The organism is Paraburkholderia sp. (genome assembly GCF_035656215.1).
Lineage (GTDB): Bacteria > Pseudomonadota > Gammaproteobacteria > Burkholderiales > Burkholderiaceae > Paraburkholderia.
In genome coordinates, this window is sequence record NZ_DASRSY010000144.1 from 1 (window position 1) to 4,801 (window position 4,801).

Consider the following 4,801-nt stretch of genomic DNA (forward strand, 5'->3'; position numbering starts at 1 on the left):
CCGATCTCGAAGGCCGTCTTGGTACGCGGCTGCTCAATCGCACAACCCGCAGCTTGTCCCTGACCGAATCCGGCCAGGTTTATCTCGAGCGCGCGCGCCAGATTCTCGACGAACTGGAAGACGTCGAGCAGATGGTGGTCGCGCGTAATCACGAACCCGTCGGCACGTTGCGAATAGTCGCACCGGTCGTGTTCGGGTTGCATAACCTTGCGCCCGTGCTGCAGACGTACGCCGAGCGCTATCCGAAAGTCATCCCCGACGTCACGCTGGTCGACCGTCAAGTCGATCTGGTCGAAGAAGGCTTCGACGTGGGTGTGGTGATTGCGCGGCAAATGCGCAGCGCGAGCATCGTCACACGCCGTTTGACCACCGGTTGCATGACGGTGTGCGCAACGCCGGCCTATCTGGAGAAGCACGGCACGCCGACGCGTCCTGAGCATCTGCTGGAGCATCCGTGCCTGAGCTTGCCGTCCGAGTATTGGGGCGACGAGCGTGTGTTCACGGGCCCGGAAGGCGAAGTGCGCGTGCGTCCGTCCAACGTGATCGTGGCGAACAACACGGAAATGCTGCGGCAGTTTGCGCTGCTCGGCATGGGCATCGCGATTCTGCCGAGTTATCTGATCGGCCGCGACATGACACGCGGCAGGCTCGTGCGTTTGCTCGGCGATTACCGTTTGCCGCAGGTCGAGATCAACATCGCGTATCCGAGCCGCCGTCACTTGCCGGCGAAAGTGCGCACGTTCATCGATCATCTGGTCGAGCATTTCAGCCAGACGCCGAACAGTCTGCTCGGCGAGCAGTGGATCAAGGACGGCCTTGGCAGGCCCGCCACGTCCGCGGCGCTCGATTCGGCGGATCATATGCCGCCGGAAGCGTTCGATGGCGCTGAGCCACTGTCACGGCTCCTGGATAGCGAGCTATCGCCGATGCCGAAGACTTTGGCAAAGACGACGAATCGTCCACGGCCCACCGCTCTGTCGCCGCTTTAAGCATTCGGGCGAAAGCATCGGCAGCACCGGCAGCGCTGAGGTCAGCGCAGTCTGGTGGCCAAAACAAAAAGGCGCAGTCACGTGAAGTGACTGCGCTTTTTTCTGGGCAGGTGCGAAGCGGGCCGGAAACTGAATGCCTCCCCGGCTGACCGCCCGATTTACGAGCCCGTCTTGCGCGCTACCGCTTTTTTCGCCGGCGCCTTCTTCGCGGCCGCAGTCTTCCTAGCGGGCGCCTTCTTCGCGGCCGCAGTCTTCCTAGCGGGCGCTTTCTTTGCCGCTACCTTCCTGGCGGCAGGCACAGCCTTCACTGCAACCGCTGCATCTTCGTCATCCGACTCCGGCGCTGCCTTGGCCGCCGCCTTTGCCGCGGCGGTCTTCGCTGCTGTCTTGGCGGACGGCTCTTTCTTCTCAAACTCGAAGCCGATCTTGCCGTCGTTCTGCTTGACGAGGAACGCTTTGAAGTTACGACCGGTACGCGACGACTTGAAGTTCGTCAGCAGGTCGGTGCGTCCTTCTTCGAGCAATTTCGCCATCTGCTCACGCGCGATTTCCTGCTGCAGAATCACCTTGCCCGAGCGGAAGTCGCAAGTTTTCGGATTTGCAACTGAGTTCTCGCAGACATAGCTCATGCCGTGTTCGAACACGCGACCCTTGCACTTCGGGCAGGCGCCGACCGATTGTTGGTCGGAGAAGTCAGGCGGTTCACCGTCTTCGCCACCAGAGTCCTGACCGAAGTCGAACTCGAGCTTGTAGTTCTTGATCTCGTCGTCGAGCGAGAGCTTCAGGATCGCGGAGAACGGACGGCCCATCTTGCTGCGAAAACCCGACAGCGGTCCGATCGTCTTGTTCTGCAACAGCTCTTCAACTTCCGGAATTTCGAACTGACGTCCGCCCGGGATTTTCGAAATTGAGAACTCACATTTCGAGCAGGCAAAGCGCCGGTAATTTTCCTTCACCTGGCCGCTGCAATTCGGACACGGTGTCTGCAACGTCGCGTAATCGCCCGGGATCGTGTCGGAATCGTACTCTTTCGCGCGCTTGACGATGGTCTGCGTCATGCGGGCGATTTCCTGCATGAACGCGTCGCGCGGCAGGTTGCCACGCTCCATCTGCGAGAGCTTGTATTCCCATTCGCCGGTCAATTCCGGTGCGGTCAATTCCTTTACGCCGAGACCGCGTAACAGCGTCATCAGCTGGAATGCCTTGGCGGTTGGAATCAGATCGCGGCCCTCGCGGATCAGATACTTTTCGCCGAGCAGCCCTTCGATAATGGCGGCGCGCGTGGCCGGCGTGCCGAGCCCCTTGGCGGCCATGGCTTCGCGCAATTCGTCGTCTTCGACCAGCTTGCCCGCGCCTTCCATTGCCGACAGCAAGGTCGCTTCGTTGTAGCGTGCGGGCGGCTTGGTCACCAGTTGCTGTGCGGCGATCTTGTCCGTCTTGACCTTCTCGTCCTTCTGCACCGGCACGAGGTTCGCGTCTTCACCGCTGATTTCGCGGCCATAGACCTGCAACCAGCCCGGTTCGACCAGTACCTTGCCTTCAGTCTTGAAGTGATGGCCGACCACTTCCGTGATCCGCGTCGTCACCTTGTATTCGGCGGCCGGGAAGAACACGGACAGGAAGCGTTTCACGACGAGGTCGTAAAGCTTCTGTTCCGGCTCGGACAGATTTTTCGGCGCTTGCGCCGTCGGGATGATTGCGAAGTGGTCGCTGATCTTCGAATTGTCGAAGATGCGCTTGTTCGGCTTCACCCAACCCTTGTCGAGCACCTGCTTGGCATACGGGAGATAGTTGTTGCTCTCCTTGAGCATGCCGAGCGTGTCCTTGACCGTATCCATATAGTCTTCAGGCAACGCACGAGCGTCGGTCCGGGGATAGGTCAGCACCTTGTGTTTTTCGTACAGCGCCTGAGCGAGGCCAAGCGTGTTCTTGGCCGAGAAGCCGAAGCGGCCGTTGGCTTCACGCTGCAAGCTGGTCAGGTCGAACAGCGCCGGCGACAGTTGCGTGGACGGCTTGGATTCTTCGGTCACCTTGCCGATCTGGCCGCGGCAGGCGGCGACGATCGTTTCGGCCGCGGGCGATGCCCACAGGCGCGAATCGCGTTTTTCCGGATCGAACTCGTCGCGCTTGAATTGCGGATCGAACCAGCGGCCTTCGTAGAAACCGGCCGCGCAGACGAACTCCGCCTTCACTTCCCAGTAATCGCGCGGCACGAAGCGGCGAATCTTCTCTTCGCGTTCGACGACGATCGACAGCGTCGGCGTCTGCACCCGCCCGACCGTGGTCAGGAAGAAGCCGCCGCCCTTGCTGTTGAACGCGGTCATGGCTCGCGTGCCGTTGATGCCGACCAGCCAATCCGCTTCGGAACGGCAACGCGCCGCATCGGCGAGCGGCTGCATTTCTTCGTCGCTGCGCAGACGGGCAAAGCCGTCGCGGATGGAGCCGGCCGTCATCGACTGAAGCCACAGGCGCTGTACCGGTTGCTTGGCTTTCGCGTGCTGCGCGATCAGGCGGAAAATCAGCTCGCCCTCGCGCCCCGCGTCACATGCGTTGACTAGACGGTCGATGTCTTTACGCTTGAGCAGCTTGGTCAGCACCTTCAGGCGCGACTCGCTCTTGGCGATCGGATTCAGATCGAAATGCGGCGGAATGACGGGCAAGTTGGCGAAACTCCACTTGCCGCGCTTGACTTCATAGTCTTCGGGCGCGGCGATTTCCAGCAAGTGGCCGACTGCCGAGGAAAGGACGTAGTCGTCGCTTTCGTAGTATTCGTCATGCTTGGTAAAGCCGCCCAAAGCCTTCGCGATGTCGTTCGCGACGGAAGGCTTTTCGGCGATGATCAGTGCTTTGGACATGACTCGATGTGAGGTTGGTAGATCCGGGTTGATGGCCTTGAGTGCGCTTTTATTAGCGCGACTCTCGTTTGCGACCTTTGCGACCCAATAACGACCGCTTTATAGCACACGGCGCGAGCGCGGCGTGTCAAGTGCCATTAAAAGCGCGCCATGATAATTGCGCGCTCAGTCATTGAGCAAGCCGCGGCAAACGCGACGTGTATCGCTTGCATCGCCCGTGCCGCAAGGTTCAGCGGCTGGTGACGCCATTCATGCGACGGTCAGTGCGGGCCGCAGTTTGGGCGCTCCGCTGACGCCGGGCACGGCCGTCAGGTCAGACAACATCCGCTCCACAATCGCCGCCTGTGGCAAAACCGTGCCAAAAAAACGTGTCGTTACCGAGTCTTCGATCAGGATGGTCGGAAAATTTTCGACATCCAGATCGTCGAAGCGGTCTGCATGGGTTTCGATGTCGATCCATGCGAAACAGATATCTGGGTGCTTCTCCGCCAGCCGGTCGAAGGCATCCCGATACTCACGGCAAGTCCCACACCACTCCGCGCACAGGCAGGCAACGAACAGCGTGTCGGGTTCGTTGACGCGCTCGGCGATCCGGTCTTGGTCGGTGTCGAGATTCAGCGCGGGCATGGGGGTTCCTTGCGTACTTTTGTCAGGTGCTTTGGCGCGAATGTAGCATGGCCGATCCCGAATCGTGGTCAACCCTGGTCAATGCGGGGTCAGCCGTGGGTCGCTCGCGTGAAGCGGCCGCCGGGCAGCGCGGTCACCTGGCCGGCGAGTTCGAGTTGCAACAGCGTGTTTTGCAACGCCGCGTCCCCCATCTCGGTGCGGGTGGCCAGAATTTCAAGCGTGGCGGGGGCATGACCGAGTGCGTCGAGGAGTTGCAGCGCTTCCGCGCTCATGGCCGGCGGGGCTGCAGATGATGCAGGTGCCGCCGCCGATTCGGGCTGGACCGCTGCC

The 4,801-nt window shown here is 61.0% G+C and carries 3 protein-coding genes and 1 pseudogene; 1 reads left to right on the forward strand and 3 read right to left on the reverse strand.

The features are described from left to right. Window positions 1-989 (forward strand): substrate binding domain-containing protein (locus VFE81_RS08330; protein ID WP_325044146.1); only part of this gene is annotated, 989 nt, incomplete at its 5' end. Between the two features lie 158 nt (window positions 990-1,147). Here VFE81_RS08330 and VFE81_RS08335 read toward each other — a convergent pair. From VFE81_RS08335 to VFE81_RS08345, 3 genes and pseudogenes are all read right to left on the reverse strand, one after another. Then, window positions 1,148-3,844 carry a DNA topoisomerase III gene (locus tag VFE81_RS08335; protein WP_325044147.1) on the reverse strand — a complete coding sequence of 899 codons (2,697 nt, stop codon included), beginning with the start codon at window positions 3,842-3,844 and terminating at the stop codon, window positions 1,148-1,150. A gap of 249 nt (window positions 3,845-4,093) precedes the next feature. Further along, window positions 4,094-4,471 (reverse strand): thioredoxin family protein, encoded by a 378-nt coding sequence (locus VFE81_RS08340; protein WP_325044148.1) that lies wholly within the window; start codon window positions 4,469-4,471, stop codon window positions 4,094-4,096. An 89-nt stretch (window positions 4,472-4,560) separates the two neighbouring features. Further along, window positions 4,561-4,801, reverse strand: a pseudogene (locus VFE81_RS08345) (DNA-protecting protein DprA); the annotation flags it as partial.

What these genes read in the sequence shown, in the direction of transcription:
- VFE81_RS08335 (WP_325044147.1), bottom strand. Translation starts at nt 3,844, where the DNA reads ATGTCCAAAGCACTGATCATCGCCGAAAAGCCTTCCGTCGCGAACGAC.
- VFE81_RS08340 (WP_325044148.1), bottom strand. Translation starts at nt 4,471, where the DNA reads ATGCCCGCGCTGAATCTCGACACCGACCAAGACCGGATCGCCGAGCGC.